The 20837-nt window shown below is 69.9% G+C and carries 16 protein-coding genes; 9 read left to right on the top strand and 7 right to left on the bottom strand.

The genetic code is table 11. From position 1 onward, the window contains the following. Positions 1-152: 152 nt before the first annotated feature. The 5 genes from IG65_RS0108120 (at position 153) to IG65_RS0108140 (ending at position 5970) form a co-directional block, all read left to right on the top strand. A complete protein-coding gene (locus IG65_RS0108120) occupies positions 153-1295 on the top strand; it encodes a hypothetical protein (RefSeq protein WP_231509090.1) in 1143 nt (380 codons plus the stop codon). After that, positions 1282-2892 (top strand): hypothetical protein, encoded by a 1611-nt coding sequence (locus tag IG65_RS0108125; protein WP_231509091.1) that lies wholly within the window; start codon positions 1282-1284, stop codon positions 2890-2892. The genes IG65_RS0108120 and IG65_RS0108125 overlap by 14 nt, the downstream gene beginning before the upstream one ends. Positions 2893-3176: 284 nt before the next feature. Beyond that, on the top strand, positions 3177-5009 hold the full coding sequence (locus tag IG65_RS0108130) for a phosphoenolpyruvate carboxykinase (GTP) (protein WP_030514227.1): 1833 nt from the start codon (positions 3177-3179) through the stop codon (positions 5007-5009). A gap of 254 nt (positions 5010-5263) precedes the next feature. Next, positions 5264-5488, top strand: a complete 225-nt coding sequence (locus IG65_RS34480) for a hypothetical protein (RefSeq protein ID WP_036523660.1) — start codon at positions 5264-5266, stop codon at positions 5486-5488. A gap of 197 nt (positions 5489-5685) precedes the next feature. Further along, positions 5686-5970 carry a hypothetical protein gene (locus tag IG65_RS0108140; protein ID WP_030514228.1) on the top strand — a complete coding sequence of 95 codons (285 nt, stop codon included), beginning with the start codon at positions 5686-5688 and terminating at the stop codon, positions 5968-5970. Between the two features lie 27 nt (positions 5971-5997). Here IG65_RS0108140 and IG65_RS0108145 read toward each other — a convergent pair whose 3' ends face one another. Continuing rightward, a complete protein-coding gene (locus IG65_RS0108145) occupies positions 5998-6786 on the bottom strand; it encodes a bifunctional 2-polyprenyl-6-hydroxyphenol methylase/3-demethylubiquinol 3-O-methyltransferase UbiG (protein ID WP_030514229.1) in 789 nt (262 codons plus the stop codon). Positions 6787-6977: 191 nt separating this feature from the next. Between IG65_RS0108145 and IG65_RS0108150 the strand changes: the two genes are divergently transcribed. Then, positions 6978-8204, top strand: coding sequence for a glycosyltransferase family 4 protein (locus tag IG65_RS0108150; RefSeq protein ID WP_030514230.1), 1227 nt, complete (start codon positions 6978-6980; stop codon positions 8202-8204). A gap of 50 nt (positions 8205-8254) precedes the next feature. Here the strand turns inward: IG65_RS0108150 and IG65_RS0108155 are convergent, their stop codons facing one another. Beyond that, on the bottom strand, positions 8255-10180 hold the full coding sequence (locus tag IG65_RS0108155; RefSeq protein WP_197039805.1) for a hypothetical protein: 1926 nt from the start codon (positions 10178-10180) through the stop codon (positions 8255-8257). Positions 10181-10280: 100 nt separating this feature from the next. Further along, the gene (locus IG65_RS35750) at positions 10281-10706 is read right to left on the bottom strand and encodes an ester cyclase (protein ID WP_051755535.1); all 426 of its coding nucleotides are present in this window, start codon (positions 10704-10706) and stop codon (positions 10281-10283) included. 89 nt (positions 10707-10795) lie between these two features. Here IG65_RS35750 and IG65_RS0108165 point away from each other — a divergent pair, with 89 nt between their 5' ends. Next, positions 10796-11299 carry a DinB family protein gene (locus IG65_RS0108165; protein WP_030514233.1) on the top strand — a complete coding sequence of 168 codons (504 nt, stop codon included), beginning with the start codon at positions 10796-10798 and terminating at the stop codon, positions 11297-11299. 70 nt (positions 11300-11369) lie between these two features. Beyond that, entirely contained in the window at positions 11370-12701 is a 1332-nt protein-coding gene (locus tag IG65_RS0108170; RefSeq protein WP_036523662.1) for a hypothetical protein, read from the top strand. On the opposite strand, the gene IG65_RS0108175 is transcribed toward IG65_RS0108170, so the two are convergent. Both IG65_RS0108175 and IG65_RS0108185 read right to left on the bottom strand, forming a co-directional pair. Continuing rightward, a complete protein-coding gene (locus IG65_RS0108175) occupies positions 12661-13086 on the bottom strand; it encodes a MarR family winged helix-turn-helix transcriptional regulator (RefSeq protein WP_063833548.1) in 426 nt (141 codons plus the stop codon). The genes IG65_RS0108170 and IG65_RS0108175 overlap by 41 nt on opposite strands. Positions 13087-13382: 296 nt before the next feature. Next, positions 13383-14522: a DUF3068 domain-containing protein gene (locus IG65_RS0108185; RefSeq protein ID WP_030514236.1), complete on the bottom strand. Its 1140-nt coding sequence runs from the start codon at positions 14520-14522 to the stop codon at positions 13383-13385. A 233-nt stretch (positions 14523-14755) separates the two neighbouring features. Here IG65_RS0108185 and IG65_RS0108190 point away from each other — a divergent pair, with 233 nt between their 5' ends. Next, the gene (locus tag IG65_RS0108190) at positions 14756-15955 is read left to right on the top strand and encodes an acyltransferase (RefSeq protein WP_036523665.1); all 1200 of its coding nucleotides are present in this window, start codon (positions 14756-14758) and stop codon (positions 15953-15955) included. Here the strand turns inward: IG65_RS0108190 and IG65_RS0108195 are convergent. Then, the gene (locus IG65_RS0108195; RefSeq protein ID WP_197039802.1) at positions 15936-20585 is read right to left on the bottom strand and encodes an alpha-(1->3)-arabinofuranosyltransferase; all 4650 of its coding nucleotides are present in this window, start codon (positions 20583-20585) and stop codon (positions 15936-15938) included. The two genes, IG65_RS0108190 and IG65_RS0108195, sit on opposite strands and share 20 nt — an antisense overlap. Then, complete coding sequence (locus tag IG65_RS36735; protein ID WP_081879341.1) at positions 20566-20733, bottom strand: DUF2613 domain-containing protein; 168 nt, start codon at positions 20731-20733, stop codon at positions 20566-20568. The genes IG65_RS0108195 and IG65_RS36735 overlap by 20 nt, the downstream gene beginning before the upstream one ends. Positions 20734-20837 lie beyond the last annotated feature (104 nt).

Consider the following 20837-nt stretch of genomic DNA (forward strand, 5'->3'; position numbering starts at 1 on the left):
GCCGGTCGCGAGCTCGGGCAGGCGGTTTCGTGTGATCGATTACACATCGCTGTGTGGCGCAACGACGATCGGGCGCGCCGGTGAAAATCCGGTCGGTGCCGACAACCGCCGCGTCTTCTGACAGAATTTTCCGCTGGAAGGGGGTATCACCCGTGTCGAGAGCCACTGCAACCAGCGCTTCGCCGGGCTTCGTGAACGACCACGGCGGGCCCGCACCGGAACTCGAGCAACTCATCGCCACGGTGCGCGTCGGCGCCGGATCCGCCCCGGGCGTCGCCGATCAGCTGGCGAGCGCGGCCGTGGCCTTCCGGCGGCCGCTGCGGATTCAGGTGACCGGCCGGGCCGGCGCCGGGAAATCGACGCTGTTGCGGGCGTTGGCCCTGATGTCGGCGGAGGAGACCGCGCCGGTGGATCAGCCGGGCGTGCCGGATCCGGTGCTCGACGCCGATCTCGTCGTCTACGTGCTGGCGGGTTCGCTGCAGGCCGCCGATCGTCGCGTCCTCGAATCCCTGCGGCCCGAAACCACGATGGTCGTACTCAACAAGGCCGATGCCGTGGGCTCGCGCTGGGGCGATGCGGTGGTGGCCGCCGATCAGGCGGCGCATGTGCTGGGTGTTGCGGTGGCGCCGATGGTCGCCGAACTGGCCGTGCGCACCCGCGCCGGCACACCGAGCGACGACGATCTGCGCACGCTGCGCCGCCACGCGGCCGGTGGCGGCGCGGCGCTCACGCTCTCCCCGGAACTGTTCGTCGACCAATCGGCCGGGCCCGATGTGGCCGATCGCCGGGCGCTGCTGGAGCGCTGGGGCCTGCACGGGGTGAGCTGCGCCCTGGCCGCACTGCGTCACGAACCGGAGTTGGGACCGCAGCAGTTGCTGCAGCTGCTGCATGCCGTGAGTGGGATCGATCCCGTGCACGCGCGCCTGCACCAGCGCTACGAGCAGATCGCGGCCTTGCGCGGCGGTGATCTGCTCGACGATCTGGCTCGCATCGCCGCGCGCGCGATCCCGCAGGGTGACGGTGGGCGCGCCCGCGACCTGATCGAGGACTATCTGGCCGGTGACGAGGCGCTGTGGACCGCGCTGCAGGCCGGACTGGCTCGCCCGGAGGTCCGTCATCTCGCGGCCGGATATCCGTCGGCGACACCGGCGGACGCCGACGACGCGCTGGTTCGCGCGCAACGGTGGCGCGCGGTGGCCGCCAGCGATATGCCGGCCGCCGCTCGCCGCGCCGCGATCCGGCTGCACAACGGATATATGCGGATGTGGGAGCGGATGAGTAGTGCCGGACTGTGAGGTACCCGGAGCGCCGGCCGAGCTGAACAGTCGGCGGGCGGGCGGGGTGGATCCCGAGGTGCTGGCCGTCGTCGAGCGATGGAATCCGCAGGGCGGCGCGCTGCTGCGCGCGGTTCCCGCCGAACCGGGCCCGAATCCCGTCGCGCCGAATGGAGTCGCGGCGATGCATGCGGAAGCCGTTGCGACGCAACCGGTGTCGGTGACAGTCATCGGTCCCGACGACGCCAACACCACCCTGTTGCGTACCGAACTGTCCCGCTTCGAACCGCGCGTAGCGCTCACCGATCCGGTCACCGACCCGGCAACCCTGGTCGCCGCCACCGATTTCGGCCCCGGCAGCGGACCGCCGGTGGCGCTCGTGCTGGTGGACCCCGGCGCCGCCGTCGGCGCCGCACTGCTCGATCCGGTCGCCCGCCTGCAGGCGGTGGGAACGCGAATGCTGTTCGCCATGAACGGCATTCACGCCCATCCCGACTGGCGTTCGGTACTGGATCGCGATACCGCCATGCTGGCCCGGGCGCTCGGCGCCGAGCCCGAGATTCTCCCGGTCTCGGCGCGCCTGGCCGTGGCCGCGCGCGGCAGCGGCGACGCCGCGCTGCTGGACCGCTCCGGCCTGGCCGCCCTGCACGCCCAGCTCAGCGCCGCCGTCGGGGCCCGGGTCGGCCCCGAGCAACTGGCCGAGGTCACCGCTCGGGTGCTCGCCGACACCCGCACCCGGGTGCTGAGCCAGATCGAGGCGCTGCGCTCGGGCAGCGCGGTCGCCGCCCTGCGCGCCGAACGTACCGCCGCGCTGGCCGGGCGCGACGGTGGCCGCGCCCAGGCCCTGGCCGCCCTGCGCAATCGGCTGCAGTTGGCCCGGGTCGATCTGACGCACGAGGTCGGCGCCCGCGTCCGCACCGTGAACGCCACCGCCCGTGCCGATCTGGACCGCCTCGACCGCCGCTCGGTGCGCGGCTATCCAGATCTGCTGCAGGCGGCGGTGAATCAGGCCACCGCCGAACTCGACGGCGTGGTCCGTCACCGCCTGGCCGAACTCGCCCGCCAGATCGAGGCCGTGGCGGGATCGGAACCACAGCCCACGCTTGCCTCACCGCCGGCTCCGCCGACCGATCCCGCACCCCGGGTCGGGCCCGATCCGGAGCGCCGCCACCGTGGCGTCGAGGATCGGCTGATGATCGCCCTGGGCGCATCGGCGGGTTTCGGCCTCGGCCGGTTGATCGTTGCGCCGTTGTCGCTGGTGCCGGCGTTGGATTACGCCACCGTGCCGGTCACCCTGGCCCTCGGCGCGGGCGTGGCGTGGTGGGTGGTGGGGGCCCGGGGACATCTGGCCGATCGGGCACATCTGCGGCAATGGGTGACCGATGTGCTGGTCAACGTGAAGGCCCAGCTGGAGCAGCGGGTGGCGACGGCCCTGGTGGAGGCCGAGTCCGAGCTGACCGAACAGGTGGTGCGCGCGAGCACCGCCCGCATGGTCGAGGCCGATCGCCGGGTCGTGGAGCTGGAGGGGCAACTGCGCCGCGCGGCCGCCGAACAGCCTGCTCGAGTGGCCGCATGCGAACGCGATCTGGCGATCCTGCGGGCCGCGGTCGCCGGTTGATCCGGCCCCGTCGAGGTTTGCCGGTTCCGCACAGCTGCGGTCCTGGTGAGGTGGGAAGGTTTCGACCGGGTCCCGAGTGAGCAACCCCATTCCGTACCGACCGTCACACCGCGTTAACCTCTTTACTTAAGGAATCCGGGTGTCCGTCTCGTTCTCGTACGCCGCCCAGCCGGGGCGTGCTGTTCGGCGAGCCGGGCGGATGTCCACAGCCAACGGCGGCCTTCCTGGTGTTGAAAGCTGTTTCGGCAGCTCTCTGGCCCGCCGCTCATCTCAGGAGAGTTTTCATGACCTCAGCGACCATTCCTGGTCTTCACGGATCCGATGGCACCGCGCCGACCAAGCATGCCGGACTGCTCGCCTGGGTGCAGGAGGTCGCAGAGCTCACCCAGCCGGAGCGGGTCGTCTGGGCCGACGGTTCCGATGAGGAATGGGACCGGCTGACCACCCGACTGGTCGAGGCCGGCACCTTCCAGAAGCTCAACGAGCACAAGAAGCCGAATTCCTTCCTCGCGCTGTCGGACCCCTCCGACGTCGCCCGGGTCGAGTCGCGCACCTTCATCTGTTCGCGCGCCGAGGCCGACGCCGGCCCGACCAACAACTGGGTCGACCCGAACGAGATGCGCGCCACCATGACCGAGCTGTACCGCGGCAGCATGAAGGGCCGCACCATGTACGTGGTGCCGTTCTGCATGGGCCCGCTGGGCGCCGCGGACCCGAAGCTGGGTGTCGAGCTCACCGACTCCGAATACGTTGTGGTGTCGATGCGCGTGATGACCCGCATGGGCAAGGCCGCGCTGGAGAAGCTGGGCACCGATCGCCCGTTCGTGAAGGCGCTGCATTCGGTCGGTGCGCCTTTGACGGGCGACGTGGCAGATGTCCCCTGGCCGTGCAACGACACCAAGTACATCACCCACTTCCCCGAGGACCGCGAGATCTGGTCCTACGGTTCGGGCTACGGCGGCAACGCGCTGCTGGGCAAGAAGTGCTACTCGCTGCGCATCGCCTCGGCGATGGCGCACGACGAGGGCTGGCTGGCCGAGCACATGCTGATCCTCAAGCTGATCTCGCCGGAGAACAAGAACTACTACGTCGCCGCCGCCTTCCCGAGCGCCTGCGGTAAGACCAACCTGGCGATGCTGCAGCCGACCGTGCCGGGCTGGCGCGCGGAGACGCTGGGTGACGACATCGCCTGGATGCGCTTCGGCGAGGACGGCCGCCTGTACGCGGTGAACCCGGAGTTCGGCTTCTTCGGTGTCGCCCCCGGCACCAACCACAAGTCGAACCCGAATGCGATGGCCACGCTCGAGGCCGGCAACACCGTCTACACCAACGTCGCGCTGACCGACGACCGCGACGTCTGGTGGGAGGGACTCGAGGGCGAGCCCGACCACCTGATCGACTGGAAGGGTAACGACTGGTACCTGCGCGAGACCGAAACGCTTGCCGCGCATCCGAACTCGCGCTACTGCACGCCGATGTCGCAGTGCCCGACCCTCGCCCCGGAGTGGGACGACCCGCAGGGCGTGCCGATTTCGGCGATCCTGTTCGGTGGCCGCCGCAAGACCACGATCCCGCTGGTGACCGAGTCCTTCGACTGGCAGCACGGCGTATTCATGGGCGCCACAATGTCTTCCGAGCAGACCGCCGCCGCCGAGGGCAAGGTCGGCAACGTGCGCCGCGATCCGATGGCCATGCTGCCGTTCATGGGCTACCACGTCGGTGACTACATGAACCACTGGATCAACCTGGGCAAGAACGCCGACGCCACCAAGTTGCCGAAGATCTTCTACGTCAACTGGTTCCGCCGCGGCGACGACGGCCGCTTCCTGTGGCCGGGCTTCGGCGAGAACTCCCGCGTGCTGGAGTGGATCGTCAACCGGATCGAGGGCAAGGCCGAGGCCGAGGCCACCGCGATCGGCAATGTGCCCACCGCCGGCGACCTGGACCTCGAGGGCCTGGACGTGGACCCCGCCGACGTCGACGCCTCGCTGAAGGTCGACCTCGACGAGTGGCGCAAGGAGATCCCGCTGATCGAGGAGTGGTTCGAATTCGTCGGCGACAAGCTGCCCTCGGGCGTGCGTGACGAATTCGAGGCGCTCAAGCAGCGGCTGGGCTAGTCGGACGACGCCGTTCACCGAACGACGAAAGCGAGCCGCCCGCACCGTCTTTGCGACGGGGCGGGCGGCTCGTCATTTCCGCGGTTCCGCGTGCGGAATGGCGCGCTTGTCCTATTCTGATTGTGTTCTGCATCTCACGAATACTCCCCGTGGTTGCGGGGAATTAACTACTCGGCTGAACTGACTGCTTGCAGGTGCTCGTGGATTCCGTTGTCTGGCCGACCGGTCGGGGTATGTGGGAGGTGGGTGTAGGCATGACAGAACTCGGGTTCGATGCTGTCTCGGGATTAGCCGGCGCGCGGTGGGCCGATCCGGAAGTGGATTTCACGCCGACGGCGGCGAGTACGCCGCTGCAGCGTGCCGCAGCCCGGTTGCAGGCCGTACTTCCACCCGGATGGCAGGTCGACATCGACCTCGCCGCGCCGCGCCCGCACGAAAATCCGCAGCCGGTGCTGCGAGTTCGCTTGTCCGAGAATTGATTCGGCGCACAGTCCCTGGCGTCACGTACTGCGCGCAGCGGACATCCCGGACCGATCGCCCAGCCGGGAGGCGCGAAATCCTACCTCGCGGTTCGCTTTTCGCAAAACGCACTATTGCGTTTCCTGTGATTGCAGAGCATGCTTAGAGCAACATTGCCGGACGATTTTACAAATGCAATCGCAGGGGAGTCCGAATCATGGCGGTGCACGTGGTCGGCCGATCGCTGATGACCAGTGATCAGACCCCACATCAGGCAAGGTCCGTCGGTACCGGGGGCTGGGTGGTGTCCTTTCTGCCCGGCCGGACCTTGACGCTCGAACAGGCGACGGCGGCGCTGCAGGCGGCCGAGGCGGTGGCGGCGGTCCGCTCACTCGCCGACCGCGTCGGCCTGACCCCGCTGGAAACCGTCGGCCTGGCCATGCAGGAGCCGCCGTGGAGCGAACCGGCGCGGCGCACCCGTCGGCGGGGATGGCTGGAGTAGATCGGCCCGAGTAGATCCGGATGCGGCTCAGCGGAGGGGTTTGGCCGCGACGACGACCAGATTGCTGACCAGTAGTTCCCGCACGCCCGGTATGCGCGTCACCCACCACGCCCAGCGCGGGTGGTAGCGGGGGAAGGTGGCGAGGATCCGGGCCCGGCCGCCGGTTTCGCGCGCCCATCGCAGCCCGTCGGCGGCGCTGACGGCGAACAGGGAGCTGCCGAAGCGGTTCTTGGGCTGCTTTCCGGTGCGGCGGGTGTAGCGCCGGGCCGCGAACTCACCGCCGAGGTAGTGCCACGGGCCGGTCTCGTGCCCGCCGAACGGTCCGAGCCACACCGTGTAGGACAGCACCATCAGACCGCCCGGTTTGGTGATACGCAGCATCTCGTCGGCCATCACCCACGGCTGCGGCACATGTTCGGCGACATTCGAGGAAAGACAGATGTCGACGGCGTCGTCGCGGATGGGCAGCGCCATTCCGGATCCGCGGACCGCGCCGGCGACGGTGAGCCCGGCGGCGTGCATTTCGGTCGGATCGGGTTCGATCGGCAGATAGCGCGCGCCCGCCGCCGCGAATTCGTCCGCGAAGTAGCCGGGGCCCCCGCCCACGTCGACGATCACGGTGCCGCTGAGGTCCCGGCCGGTCAGATCGCGATAGAAATCGGCGATCAGGTCGGCGGTATCGGCGGCGATCCCGCCGTAGAACCGCGCCGGATCGGTTTGTTCGAAGCGGAAACTGCCCAACAGGCGCAGTGAACGGCGAAGGGTGGCCCGGCGCGCGAAGCGGGGACGCGGTCCGGTTGCGTCGGATCGAAGCATGGCCGCGCCAGTCTATGCGGCCACCGCAGCGACCCGGAACGGCCGTCGGCGGCTATGGTGGACCCCACTGTCGTCCGACGTGAACGATCTGGAGAACTGCCGTGCCCGAAATCGGCCCTCGCGAGCGCGCTGCCGTGGCGCAGCTCTGTGGGCCCGGCGGCGGCGAGAACGAGGCCCACCCGAGCGCGGACGTGCGGGAAGTCCTGCTGCTGTGCTGGCGCGATACCGGACATCCGCAGGGCGGCGGGAGCGAGCGGTATCTCGAGCAGGTGGGTGCGCAGCTGGCGGCGCGCGGGGTGAAGGTGACGCTGCGGACCGCGCACTATCCGGGCGCGCCGCGCCGGGAGCGTATCGACGGCATCGAGATCAGCCGGGCCGGCGGGCGCTTCACCGTCTATCCGCGCGCGCTGGCCGCCATCGCGGCCGGGCGGCTGGGCTTCGGCCCGCTGCGCGGAGTGCGGCCGGACGCGGTGATCGACACCCAGAACGGCATTCCGTTCTTCGCCCGGACGGTCTCCGGGGCGCCCTCGGTGGTCCTGGTGCACCACGGCCATCGGGAGCAGTGGCCGGTGGCGGGTCGTGTGGTCGGGCGGATCGGCTGGTGGATCGAATCGCGACTGTCGCCGCGGGTCCATCGGCGCGACCAATATCTGACCGTATCGCTGCCCTCCGCGGAGGAGCTCGCCTCGCTCGGGGTCGATGCGACGCGAATCGCGGTGGTGCGCAACGGTGCCGAACCCGTACCCGCGCAAGCGCCGACCGGTGGCGAATCGACCCGCACCCCGTATCCGAGCATCGTCGTGCTGTCGAGGCTGGTGCCGCACAAGCAGATCGAGGACGCGCTCGACGTCGTCGCGGGTCTGCGTGACCGCCTGCCCGGTCTGCGCCTGGACGTGATCGGCGACGGCTGGTGGGCCGATAATCTGAAAGACCGCGCGCATCGCTCGGGTATCGCCGACGCGGTGGATTTCCACGGCTTCGTCGACGAAGCGCGCAAGCACGAATTGCTCTCCCGCGCTTGGGTTCAGGTGCTGCCCTCCCGCAAGGAAGGGTGGGGTCTCGCGGTGATCGAGGCCGCGCAGCACGGCGTCCCGACCATCGGCTACCGCAGTTCACGGGGGCTCACCGACTCTATCGTCGACGGCGTGACCGGGGTGCTGGTGGACGACTCCAGCCAGCTCACCGAGACCGTCGGGGAACTGCTCGCCGACTCCGAGGCGCGAATTGTCATGGGGGAGAAGGCTCGTACGCGAGCTCGCGAGTTCTCCTGGGAGCAGACGGGTAACGGCGTCGGTGAGGTCCTGGCCGCTGCCGCCCGGGGGCGATTCATCTCGGGGCTGGTGACGGGACGTGCGACGCTGGCCGCAGCCACGTCGGCGCCGCTGCGAGACGACTGCGTCACCCCGACTCTCCGCTGATCAGCAGACGATATCTGCCGGCCGACGGCACGCCTGTCGATCGGTGCGAATCATCTCCTCCGTCGCCTGTCGGCCAGCGCCGCGACGATGCCGGCCAGGAGCAGAGCGGCCCAGAGCGCGTGTGCGGCGATGGCTACGGTGCGGTCGGTGGCGGTGGCCCTGGCCACGTCCCGTGCGCCCGGTACGCGGTACAGCGTCAGATCGGCGTCGGAGTACACCGGCTGTAGTGCGCCCAGCGTGGTCTTCGCATCACCGACCGCTCCCGGCGTGCGATGTTCGACGAGAATCCACCCGACGCCGTGGGCGGCGAGGTCGGCGGGCGCCGCTCCCCGGAGCAGCAGGTCCTCCACTCGCTGGGCCCGTGCCCCCTCGCCCGCCACCACTCGGCCCCGGACCGGCAGCACCCCTGTCTGCAGGACATCCGACCGCAGCATGCGCGGCGCGGGATCCAGCACCGGCACCCGTCCGCTGTAGGGGAATACGCGGAACATCCCCGCGGGAGATACGGCGACGTCACCGGGACCGTCGACCACCGCGGCGACCCGCTGCCACGCCGGCGGGTAGTGCACCGGTCGCAGTGCTCCACCCACTCCCCATGCCAGGTCGGGAAGGGTGAGGATCAGCGCGGCGATGAACAGCAGGGCGGTAAGCGGTTGCGCGGCAACAGGTTCGGCCTGCACCGGCTCGCCACCACCGTTCGACGGTTGGTCCGCATCCGCCGCTCGTGGTGACGGCGCTGCCGACGGGCTGCTCGTATTCGTCGGGTCCGCTTGTGGCGCAGTCTGTTTCGCGATCTCCGTTGTGTGTCGGCGGCCGAGTGCGGCGAGCGCGCGACAGCCCGCCGCCGCGCACAGGGCGTACGCGGGCATGGCAAGGGCGACGTATTTCTGGGTGTCGCGCAGCAGTCCGGCGCCGGGGATGCGCGCGATCAGGGATTCGCCGATGGCGAGCCCCCACCCCGTCGCCCCCAGGGCCGGCAGCAGGATGCAGACGGCGGCCAGTACCAGCAACATCCGCCGGGGATAACGCGTGGCTCGTTCACCCCGGGCTGCCACCGCGCGCACGCCCGAGACGACGATCGCCAGCAGGACGAGAGTCGACAACACCGCGAAAAGCGTTGTCCGGGAGCCGGGTACCGCCGCGCCGTTCCAGATCCCACCCAGTCCGGCCAGGCTCCCCAGCGTGCCGAGCCCCGGTTCGGCCCGCGCGGCGAAGGCCGCCACGCCCGCCGGATCGGACGGTTCGGCCCCGCTACCGGACAGTGCGGTGGCCACCAGCCACGGACTGGCACTCACCAGCCACAGCGCCACCGCGCCGACGGCATTGCGCCGGCCCACCGTGAGGATCGCCAGCAGGCCCGCGAGCAGCGAACCGGTCGGGGTCAAACCCGCCGCGGCGAGGACGCCGCCCAGCATCGACCACGGCGCGGCGGCGACCGGTAGCCCCCGACGCGGCCGGTGATCGTCGGTGGTCCGCTCCGCTCCCTCACCGGCCGGCTCCCGGGCGCCGCCGGTCCGTATCCGTTGTCCGAGGACGACGGTCCAGGGCAGTGCCGCGTAGCCGGCGAGCAAGCTCCAATGCCCCTGCAGCAGCCGTTCGGCTACATAGGGATTCCAGATCGCGACCGTCGCGGCGACGAGCCGGGGAGCCAGGGAGACCCCCAGCAGGGTGTGCGCGAGCCGGGCCGCACCCCATCCGGCGGCCGTGAGTGCCAGCACCAGGATGGCCTTGACGACGATCCCGCCGTCCACCACCACCGACAGTGCCGCGAGCAATCCGTCCTGTGGCACGGCTCGCGGCGCCGCGTCGCCCAGGCCCAGTGCCGCATCGGTCGGATACGACCGGGGCGTGCTCACGCCGTCGCGCAGCAGTAGATAACCCGGCCTCAGCAGCGGCCCGACCACGATCAGGGCGAGCGCCAGGCTGTAGGCCACGGGAACGATCCGAGCCCACCTCGGCTCGGCGGCCGAAGGCAGCTGCGAGCTTCTGGTGTCGTCGCCGTGTTCTCGAGCCCCGGTCACGCTGAGTCACCCTACGTCGGCCGCGATGCCGGCGGCGGTCGCCCGTCCGGTGCTCCTAAACTCGCACGCCGATCTGGCGCAGCAACGTCACGTCGTCGAATACCGCCCGAGCCCGAGCGATCTTCCCCTCGCGAATCGTGTAGAGGCCGAGCTGGGTGTACTCCACCGGGCGGTGGGTCGCGGGGACGCCGCGCAATTCCGCGGAATGGGTGCCGCGGATCGTGATGTGGGCCCAGACCCGGTCGTCCTCGGCGATCAGTTCGTCCACGGTGAAGGTGGCATCGGGAAGCGCGCGGAAGTAGTCGAGCAGGAACGTGCGGTAGTCCTGCACGGTGAAATCGGCGCGACCGGTACGGGCAGCGAGGGTCGGGAAGGCGCAATCCGGCGTGAAGCTGTCCCAGATTGCCGCCAGATCCCTGGTCGCGGCGTTGCCGACCTTCATGAATCGGCGAATGACGTCCTTGTTCGCTTCGATCGACATATCCAACCCTCACATTGAGACCGTATCGTTGATACTAAAGATATGGTCTCAGTGAGATGGTGTCAACGCGGCGAGATGAGGGGTTGTTCATGGATCGATGCGCCGAATGCGGTTTCGAGTACCGGCCGGTCGACTCGCCGCAGGCCGCGGGCGCGATCGTCGCGGGCGTCACCGAGCTGGCGGCGACGTTGAACGACTGCCCCGACGCGGAGCGTCGCCGCCTTCCGCAGCTGTGGTCGCCGCTCGAGTACGGCTGCCACGTCCGCGACGTCCTGCTCGTGCAGCGGGAACGCATCCTGTTGGCGCGCCGCACCGACCGCCCGGCCCTGCTCACCATGGGCCGCGACGAACGTGCCGATCACGACGGCTACGCCGACCAGGATCCCGCCGACGTGGCGCAGGAACTGCTCGTGTCGGCGCGACTGCTCGCGAATGTGCTCGACCGCCTGGCCGAGGACGACTGGGACCGCCGCGTTCTGTACAACTACCCCGATCGCGTCGAGCGCGAACTGCGCTGGGTGGCGGTCCACACCGTCCACGAGGTCCGCCACCATCTGCTCGACGTGCGGCGCCAGCTGGCGGACGACGACTGAAAACAGCCGCCCGACGGCGTACCGAGGGCCTCGGCTGTTCCGGGCGGCGACGAGGTGGGAGCATGGCGGGATGCCTGCCCTGCGCCGTCTACCCGTGGTCGCGGATATGACCCTGGTGACCGCTGGGGCCATGACCGCGAATATCGCCGGCTATCTGCTGCAACTGCTGGCCGGGCGCTGGCTGGGCGTGGCCGGCTACAGCGCCTTCGCGAGCCTGCTGGCCGTGCAGTTGCTGGCCGCGGTGCCGGCGTTGGCGCTGCAGAATGTGGTCGCACGGGAGCTGGTGCGCGGCGCCGCGGTGGCGACGGTGCGCGGTTTGACCCGGCGCTGCGCGCTGATCGTGGCGGTTGTCGCACTCGCGCTCATACCCCTCGTCGCGGTGCTGCTGCACGTGCCGGCATCCGCCGCGGGCGGGGCGCTGATCGCGGCGCCGGTGCTGGTACTGCTCTCCGGGGAGCAGGGCATTCTGCAGGGAACGAACCGATTTCGTTCGCTCGCAATCGTTCTCGGTGGTTCGGCGATCGCCCGGGTAGCTCCGGCGCTGATCGCGCTGGCCGTCGGGGCGGGTGCCGCTGTCGCGCTCTGGGGTGCTGCCCTCGGCCTGCTGGTGGCCACCGTTGCGGCGAACCGGATCGCGCGCCTCGCACTCTCGGCGAGGGATGCCGGCTCGCACCCGCTGCCGCCGGACGCGGCCGAAGTCGCAGAGGCCGCGGTCGCCGGCGAGACGCGGGGAACCGGTGCGCGGGTCGGGGCGGTGCGGGCCGCCGGCGTGGGCGCGGTCCTGCGTGCCGCACAGGTCCAAGCCGCGTTGATGGCGCTCTCGTCCGCGGATCTGATCGTCGCCCGCATCGTGCTCGACGAGGCGGACGCCAGCCGCTACGCCCTCGGTGCGATCGCCACCAAGATCGCGTTCTGGCTGCCGCAGGCCGTCGGCGTCGTGCTGTATCCGCGGATGGCGCAACCGCAGCATTCCGTCCGCGCGCTGCGTTCCGCGCTCGGCGTGCTGGGGGCGGTCGGGCTGGTCGCCGTGGCGGGTGCGGCCGTGCTGGCGCCGCTGGCCCCGTTGTTCGCCGGGCGTGACTACGCGCCGATCCAGGATCTGCTGTGGCTGTTCGCGCTCGCCGGCGCGCTGTTGGCGGTGCTGCAGGGAGCCCTGCTGTCGGCCATCGCCGCCGACCGCACGGCGCCGGCCGTCGTGATCTGGATCGGATTGGCGGTCGAAGTGGGCGTCGCCGTGCCGTTCGTGCGCAGCCTGCCCGTGTTGATCGCGCTGGCCACCGGAGTCGCCGCGACGGTCACCGCGCTGGTGGTCGCCGTCGTCATCCGGACCGTACGCCGCGACCCGCGCGCTGCCACCGACGTTACTGTGGAAGAACGGCTTTCGCCGTTGTCGGCCGAGTGACGCCTGGGTCGGCGCGGCCTGTGCGTCCGATTCCCGTGACGTCCCCGGCGGTGATGTCCTCGGCCGCGCGCTGGTACGCCTCGGCCGCGCGCGCGAAATAGTCGAACAGCAATTCCCGCTGTTCGGGGGTGTAGCCGCGCACGATCTCGCCGATTCGGCGGCGCGCGGGGGCCAGGGCGCTGTCCAGGCGGGTGGTGGGTCCGGTGGTGAGCCCGGTGCGGGCGCCGAGTTCGCCGGGCGTCATCGCGCCGCTCAATTCCAGGATGTTCAGCGCGTAGAGGTCGGTGGCCCCGAGCCCGACCGCTTTCGCCCCCGCTTGGGCATGCAGCACCACCGAACTCAGATAGCGCCGAAAGACCTCGCTGGGATCGCTGTCGCGGCTCACCGTCGACGTCGTCGAGATCCGCCACTACGGCAGCGATACCGCCGTGGTCGTCACTCGCGGCGAATCGGCCAAGGGGCAGGCGAAGTAACTGGGCAAACTCGCCACCTACACGGTGGTCCGCGAATCCGACGGCCGGTGGCGGATCGCGGCGGTGCAGAAGACCCAGCGCAAGACCCTGATGGAGGCCCTGACCTTCCGCCTGCAGCCCGCCGCTCGGCCGGCCGCACGGTAGCGCCCGGAATACGACAGTGGCTCCCCGGTCCGACAACCGGGGAGCCACTGTGCGAGCGGAAGACCTATCGGTTCTTACTGATGTCGATCTGCTGCGTCGGAGCCTCCGAGAACGCCTGCCCCGGCTTGTCGCTCGGCGGGGTGGTCTGCGGCTTCTTGACCAGACGGCCCGGCTTCGAGGTGCCGTCGCCACCGCGCAGTCCCAGGATCAGGCCGACGATCAGCGAGATCGCGCCCAGCACACTGAAGATGATCGGCAGCGTGCGGCCGTAGAGCGACAGCTGATCCATGTACTTGCGGGCCTCGTCGATCTGCGAGCGGATGGTGTCGGGATCGAAGGTCAGCGTGGTGTTGATCGCGGTGACCTCGGGCTTGTCGGCACTGCGCGCGTAGTACTGATGCAGCTGTTCGGAGCCGTTGATGACGGTGCCTGTCTGCGGCTCCACATACACGTCACGTGTGTTGGTGTAGTAGCGGTTCATCGTGATGTCGCCGTCGCCCGGGACGCCCCACTTCGCGGCCGGGAAGGTGAGCCGGTTGGTCGGCGAGGAGGTGACCTTCGACAGATCGGTGGCCGGCACCTGCTGGTGGAAGTGGTAGACCTTCAGATCGTTGATCTCGGTCTCCTCCACGAACTTCATATCGAACGACTTGCGGGCGTTGATGTCGAAGTACGGGTAGGTCGTCTTCTCGGTTCCGAGTGGGAAGCGGTACTGGAGACCGGTGTGCTGCACCGGATCCGCGACGCTGTTGCCCTTGCTGTCGACGGTGGTGGCGATCGAGCCGTTGGGGTCGTCGTCGATCGGCTGGCCGGTCTTGCGGTTGATGGTGACGCGGTCGATGATCGCCGACAGCAGGCCGGTGTCGCCCGTCTTGTCCTTGCGGCGCAGCGTCTGACCGGCCTGGATGGTCATGTTGGTCTTGCCGGACGGTTCCTCGACGGTGAGGAAGCGCTGCGAGATGAGCCCGACGTTCTTGTCGACCACCGCCGGGCCCTCGCCCGTGAGGAGCGTTTTCGAATCCAGCACCTCGCTCGGGGCGTCGGGTTTGTTGGATGCGATGGTGGTGATCTCGAGGTCGAGGGGAGTTTTGGCCAATTGGCTCACTCCATACGTCGGGACCAGTATCGCTGCGACGATCAACAGCGCACCGAGTCCCACGAGCAGGCAGGCCACCGTCCTCTTGGTACCGGCACTGAGTGCCATGCAAACTCTCCTCGTCGTCGAACAAGCCTCGTCCGGGTGCGCTCATAACCGGGTGCGGTCATAACACAAGCACTCGTGAGCCCCGACACTAACAGTCCGGCACCTTAACCTGGCGAGCTGAGTGCGGAAAACACTCCGAAAAGTACGAGTGTCCGGCGAGTCGCGGTTCGAGTCCGCGGGCGCGGGGAGCCGCACGAGGCGCCGGCGAACCCGGCAGGGCACACTGGATCGCGATGACCGCAACGCCAGAAATCGCCACATCCAGCACCGACGTGCCGGTTGCCGCGGCGTCGCGTCCCGCTCCGCCGGTTCCCGGAACCCGGAGATTCGTTCCCGCGCTGGAGGGGCTGCGCGGACTGGCCGCCCTCGGCGTGGTGCTGACGCACGTGGCCTTCCAGACCGGCGCCACCGCGACGCCGGTGATCGGGCGGGTGTGGGAACGGTTCGACATGGCCGTCGCCGTATTCTTCGGTCTCTCCGGTTTCCTGCTGTGGCGCCCGCACGCCGCAGCGGCCCGCGGCCTGGGCACTGCCCCTCGGGCCGGGCGCTATCTGCTGCACCGGGCCGCTCGCATCCTGCCCGCCTACTGGGTCGTGGTCTGCGTGGCGCTCACTTTGCTGCCGTCGGCGGCACATTCGGCCGGACTGCGGGTATGGGGGGCGAATCTGATCCTGGTGCAGGTGTTCGTTCCGCTGACCCTGACCGACGGTCTCACCCAGATGTGGAGTCTGTCGGTGGAGGTGGCGTTCTATCTGATGCTGCCGCTGCTGGCCTGGGCGCTGGTCCGGTTGCGCGGCTCGGCGGCACGGCAGCGGGTGTTCGCGGTGACCGCGATGGGATTGCTGTGCCTCGGCTGGAATTTCCTGCCGGTGCCGACCCCGGACGCCATCCACGCCGACAACTGGCTGCCCGGATATCTGCCGTGGTTCGCGGCCGGCATGGTGCTGGCCGAAGTGGCCGAGGTCCTGGCCGCGCGGTCCCGCAGCGGGGACGTGACCCCGCGCTGGCAACGCCCGCTCGGCGACCGCCGACTGATGTGGTCGGTCGCCGCGGTCGCGTTCGCGCTGTCGGCGACCGATCTGGCCGGTCCCGCCGGACTGGCCCGCGCCGCGGCGTGGCAGTACGCGATGAAAATGGGTCTAGGGGCCTTGATCTGTTTCGGCCTGCTCGCCCCGCTCGTGGTCGGTGTCGCGCGGCACCGCTTTCTGGAGAGCCGCCTGGCGCTGACGATCGGACGCTGGTCCTACGGCATCTTCATCTGGCATCTGGTGGTGCTGGCGATGATGTTCCCGATCTTCGGATTCATCCCGTTCAACGGCGGGTTCCTGCATGTGCTGGCGCTGACGGTCGCCTTCACGATGCCGCTGGCCGCCGCGAGTTACGCGCTGGTCGAAGAACCGGTGCGGCAGTGGGTCAAACGCCGGTTCGGTTAGTGGAACGCGCCCGCCGGATCGGTGCGCGCGCGGGCAGTGCGGCGACGCCCACGGCGACCACCGCCACCAGCGCCGGGAACTGCGTCCACAGCGAGCCACCCATATAGGCCTCGGTCGAACGCCATGGCCCGGTCGAGAGCGCGGCTTCACCCAGAAGCGTTCCGGCCCCGGCGAGGACCGCGAGAACGAGCGGCGCCTTCGGCAGCAGCCGCACCGCAACCAAACCTGCGGCAGCGCAGAGTGTTCCGATCGGACCGGAGATGAGGAACGCGGCGATCGACACACCGGCCGCACCCAGCCACCAACTGTTCCAGGTCCGAGGTGGTGGGTCGTAGGTCGTCGCGGGTTCGCCGTCCGCCGGGGCGGGCGACTCGGCCGCCGACAGGACTGGGGCGCCGGGTGTTCTGCCCGCTGCGGGGAGCGGCGTAGTCTCGTCGGTCGGCAGTTCGGCCGCGCGGTGACCATCGTCGTTGTGCCACAACCGTTTACGCAGTCGTCTCGGAACCGGCAGGGCCAGCAGCGCCAGCGGGATCAGCAACAGCAATCCGCCGAAGATGGCCAGGCGATACCAGCGGTCGATCGGGAATCCCACGGTTACCGGGCCGTGCGCATCGGCGGGAATCACCCACCCCTGCTTCCACCCGTCGACCACGACGGGCCGCAACGCGTGGCCGTCCCCCGTGTGCGCGGTCCAGCCGACATTGGTACTGAGCGGCAGGACCAGCAGGCGATCGCCGGCCGGCGCATCGATGCCGGCCGGGCGACCCGCGTCTTCGGGCGAGCCCGGAGCGAGGGATTCGGGCGAGGCGCCGTCGGCCGCGAAAGCCGTGTTGTCCAAGCGCAGTTCGTCGACCGAGAACAGTTCCGTCGGGGCGACCGTGACGTCGACGGAACCGGCGGGGAGGTCGACCGTCCCCGGGGCGCCGCCGTCGGCGGGCGCGCACACGGTGGCGGACACCGGCTTTCCCGTGAGCAACGCATCGGCCGTCGCGGTCACGCTGGTGTGCAGTACCCGCCCGGCGACCGCGATGGTCGGGCCGTGGTCGCAGTCGACGGTCACCGGCCGATCGCCGGGGGCGGGCGCGGGGTAGTCCGGTCCGAGTACCGACACCTCCGCCAGGCCCGGCGGTTGCTCCTGGGTGAGCCCGAGAGCGGTCCGGTCCAGCACCGGCTTCCAGGTATCGATGCTGATCTCGATGTGGTCGGTGACGTACGGATGCAACTCCAGCCGCACCGGAGTCGGCGGCGCCGACATCGGCGCGGGGGTGTCGGTCGACTTGGGCTCCGGGGCGGGCGCGTTGCGCGGCGGTGTGGCGGTCGGCGAGGTACGGCCCGGTGAATCGGCCGTCGCCTCCGGATCGCGTCCCTTCGGCGCGGGTGGAACCTCGCGAACCTGCGGCCCGTCCCCGAGATTGACCGCGATCGAGGTCGGTCGCGCGGGCAGTGCGCCCATCGGCGGGGTGACCTCGAGGCCGGTCACCAGTTCCGGTCGCGGCAGCTGAATCGTCAGTGTCGGTTTGGCGCCGGTGCGATTGCGCACGGTGTCCTCGGGCGCGATCCAGCTGGTGCGCGGATCGCCGTCGGTCGCAGCGAAGGCCGAACCGCGCAGATCGCCCACGTCGGCCTTGCCGCGGGCGATGGGCCGCTCCGGATCGGTCAGCAGGCCTTCCAGTGCGGGGCCCTGTCGCGTGCGCAGGGTCAGCCGTGGTGCGACCGTCATCGGGTCCGGGACACCGAGAGTGCGTTCGAAGGCGCCCGGCTCCTCGGCGGGCAACGCGAGGCCCTTACTGCAGCGCACCCGATCCGGCGCATCGAAACATCCGCTGCGGCCGGGAAATTCCTGTCCCAGATTCCAGCCGCGTACCGGCGTTCCAGCCGGAACGGGCGGTAGCACCGTGTGGTGGCGAATCGTCACGGGCGTCGGCGCGTCACGATTCGAATAGTCGAACAGCTGAACTTCGCTGATGCCGAATTGCCCACCGCCGGTGCCGTTCTCGGTGCGGGTCGCGGTAATGGTGAGCCAGTCGGTACGGCCAGGCGGCAACGAAACCGACACCGGCGCACCGGGTTCCGATATCCGTGCGGCCACCGTGCCGTTGGCGGTGCGCACCTCGATCCACTTCACCGGGTCGCCGATCGCGGCGGGGCTCGTGGTCACCTGCAGTGCACCGGCTTCGATGGGATGGTCGAGGTCGAGTCGCAGCCATTGCCCGACAGCGTGTTCGGCGCTGGTGCTCAACCACGCCGTGCTCGGATCCCCGTCGAAGGCGGCGGCGGTCGAACTGCCGGGCGCCGCTCCGCCGAGCTGCGTGGCATCGGCCGCGGAACTGGACGCCGTGACGGTCGCGCCGGACCACTGTCCCTGCACCGGCTGCGCGCCGGGCACCGGGTAGTCGGGTACCAGGTTGTGGGTGCGACGGGCGTCGGTGGGCGCGCGCAGCGCCGAGTTGTGGTTGTCCACCCGTCCGAAATCGGCCTCCCGATCCATCGGGGTATCGGTGATCGTGGTCGCGACCGGAGTCAGTCCGGCGCGTGCGGCATCGGCGGCCAGCAGCGCGGGACCGTTCGCGTCGGAGTCGTTGCGACGCAGCCGTTCCAGCACTTCCGGCCCGCCCTGTACCACCGGAACCGAAGGCAGCGGCACCGTCCGTGCCCCCGGGAAACTCGCCGGAGCGCCGGGACCACTGCGAATCTCGGCAGGGTCACCGCGGTCGCCGGCGCTCACCCGGTAGATCTCGATCGCCGGATACGTCGGGCGCAGATCACCGTCGGCGACCAGACCGTCACCGTGGCCCACCTCGATCGGGTTGCCGAATTCGGCGACCTTGGTGATACCGGGCGAACCCTCGATCGCCGCGTGCGCCAGCATCGGCCGGGTGGAGCGGGAGGTATCGGGGTCGAGATCGTTGCGCAGCACCAGAATTCCGATGCCCTGATCGATCAGTGTCGGTGCGAGCCCGGTCGAGGGCCGGCCGTCGGCGATCAGCCGCTGCACCGAATCCATCGCCCGGATCGCGCCCGGCGGCGTGAGCGGCACGGCATCACGAACCGCCCACGGCGTGCGGGCCAGGGCCTGCAATGGTTCGTCGCGGGTCAGGCCCCAGATCTGACTGCCGAACGGTGCTCCGGGCACCACCAGCGCCCGGGTGTCCGAAGCATTGCGCGCCAACCAGTCCGCGGTCTGCTGCCAGTACGCCGGCACCTTGTCGTAGGCGCCGCGCGGGGCGAGTTTGCCGGTCCACGCCAGCGAGGTCGACAACGCCAGCGCCGCCAGCAGCAGCGCCGCCACCGCGACCATCCGGTTGCGTTCGGGATGGGCGAAGGCGCTGCGCCACACCGGCATCGGCACCGAGGCGGGCAGCGGCACCCGTCGCAACAGATGGGCGAGCCCGATCACCAGCGGGATCCGGATCAGTGGTTCCAGCTTGTGCACATTGCGCAGCGGGGCGCCGCCGGAATCCAGGAAGATCCGCACCGATTCGGCGAACGGGCCACCCAGCTGTCCGGCGTATCCGGCGCAGATGCCGACCAGGCCGGCGATCAGGACGAGCGTGAACCGACCGCGCGCCGGCATGGAACGCAGCGCCAGCCCGGCCATTCCGGCCGCCGCGAGCACGCCCGTCGCCAGCACCGCCGCGGGCTGGGTAACCAGCACCGCACCCGCGATCCGCTCCGGTGAGACGTACGGCGTCCAGCTGTCGGTGCCGCGCAACACCTCGCCCAGCGACGCCCACTGGGTGGTCACGCCGGAGGATTCGATGTAGTCCAGGAACGGCGGACTCACCTTGCCCAGCACCAGCAGCGGCACCACCCACCACAAGGTGCCCAGGATCAGCAGCGGAATCCAGGCCCGGGTGAACCGCCACCAGGTCCGATTCGGGCGATACGACGCCCACCACAGTGCCGCGGGCAGGAAGGCGGCCACGGTCGCGACCGCGTTGACCGATCCCATCAACGCCAACGTGAGGGCGCTCGCCGCCGGCGAGGTCGCACCCCGCATCGAGACCGATTCGGCGGTCGGCCGGTGCGGTAGCAATCGCCGCCATCCGGACCGGGCGGCATGGATGCGCGGCATCCCGACCACACCCAGGGCCGCCGGTGCGAGCAGCACCCAGGGAGCCAGCATCATCGGCAGGGTTTCCGAGGAGATGGATCCGAGCGTGGTCAACACCCGCGGCGACAGTGCGAACGCGACCGCCGCGATCACCCGGGAACCGCGGGTGCCGATGCCCAGCACCTCGCACAGCCGGACGATGCCCCAGAAGCCGGCGAGGATCAGCAGCGCCCACCAGATCCGCTGCGTCACCCACGCCGGAAGGCCCAGCACATGGCCCAGCGAGAAGAAGGCGCCGTGCGGGAAGAAATATCCGTAGGCCTGGTTCTGCACCTGGCCCATCGGCGCCTGACTGCTCCACAGGTGGGCGGCACGCTGCAGGAATCCGACCGGATTCTGGGCGAGGTCGTATTTGGTGTCGGCGACGGTGTTACCGGGCGCCTGCAGAAAGGTCAGCAGGAAGGCGACGAGAACGGTACCGGCGAACCAACGCCGGCCCAGTGGTGCGCCGGCCGAGGAGAGAGAGTCGGCGGAAGAGGCAGCGGTCGGCGCAGCGTCAGCGAGCGCCGTACTCAACGTTGTTCAGCAGCGACGACGAGGCGTCTCCATGACTTATCTCGGGCCGCGAGTTCTGCGCCGTCGCCGTCACGACAATGAACACCGCGATCACACCGAGCAGCGCTCCGGCGACGGCGCTCGCAACCCCCGGGACGGCAAACTTCATCGCGTACTCCCAACATCGACACAGGCGTCTTGCGAGCCAACCTACAACATGGACGCGCCCCGAGAGACACGCAGCACGGCAACCCGCCGGGCGAACGGTTCTCG

Origin of the sequence: Nocardia sp. NRRL WC-3656 (assembly GCF_000720265.1) — a bacterium.
GTDB lineage: Bacteria > Actinomycetota > Actinomycetes > Mycobacteriales > Mycobacteriaceae > Nocardia > Nocardia nova.